This is a genomic window from Legionella stuttgartensis (genome assembly GCF_977063405.2).
Map to the genome: position 1 here is coordinate 1 of NZ_CDRUHA020000031.1, position 1,179 is coordinate 1,179.

Here is a 1,179-nt window from a genome sequence, read left to right on the forward strand (position 1 = left end):
CTTTTGATATAACAAAAGAACAGCTCATTTTACTATTGGCTCAAGGCGTATCCTCATTAAAAGCCCTAAAAAAGTTAACTCAAGAGCAGCAGGAAAAAAAATTACGCTCAAAGCTAGGATTAACACTAGAGAATGTGGTGAAACTTCTCAGTCATCGAAGTGGTTCGCACAACTTAGACGCACTGCTTAAATTATTAGAAAACGAGCAGGCTCTCGCCAATTTAGATAAACTTCAATTTCAAAATAAAGGCGAAGCGGTAGCACGCATTCTTGGTCATGACGGTGGTTCCCACAACTTAGACGCACTGCTTAACTTATTGGAAAACGACGAGGCTCTCGCCAATTTAGATAAACTTCAATTTCAAAACAAGGGCCAAGCGATAGCGCGCATTCTTGCTCAGGGTGGTGGTTCGCGCAACTTAGGTGCACTGCTTAAATTATTAGAAAACGAGCAGGCTCTCGCCAATTTAGATAAACTTCAATTTCAAAATAAAGGCGAAGCGATAGGGCGCATTCTTGGTCAGGACGGTGGTTCGCGCAACTTAGGCGCACTGGTTAAATTATTAGAAAACGACGAGGCTCTCGCCAATTTAGATAAACTTCAATTTCAAAATAAAGGCCAAGCGGTAGAGCGCATTCTTGCTCATCATGGTGGTGCGCACAATTTAGGCGCACTGCTTAAATTATTAGAAAACGAGCAGGCTCTCGCCAATTTAGATAAACTTCAATTTCAAAACAAGGGCGAAGCGGTAGCGCGCATTCTTGGTTATGGTGGTGGTTCGCACAATTTAGGCGCACTGCTTAAATTATTAGAAAACGAGCAGGCTCTCGCCAATTTAGATAAACTTCAATTTCAAAATAAGGGCGAAGCGGTAGCGCGCATTCTTGGTCAAATTGGTGGTGCGCACAACTTAGACGCATTGTTTAAGATACTTAAGCTAGCGATTATTTCAGAGCTCGGATTTACACCTGCTCAAATGTTTTCTATTGCACAAAAAAATGCATCGAGTAGAACCTTAACACAGCTTCCTGAGTGTAGAACGTTGCTCATCGAATATGGATTTACGGTATCTGAGTTAGTAGACCTTGCTGACAGAGCCAACAGCTCTAGTAAAATTGAAGCGTTACGCGCTATTGGGCAGTTTCCTATTTTTAATAACTACAAACCCTTAGACATCG

Annotated in this window: 1 protein-coding gene; it reads left to right on the forward strand. The window is 41.9% G+C overall.

Going from position 1 to position 1,179, the window contains the following annotated elements:
- On the forward strand, positions 1 to 1,179 hold a 1,179-nt coding region (locus tag ACWTEW_RS08605), incomplete at both ends, for a hypothetical protein (protein WP_454783629.1).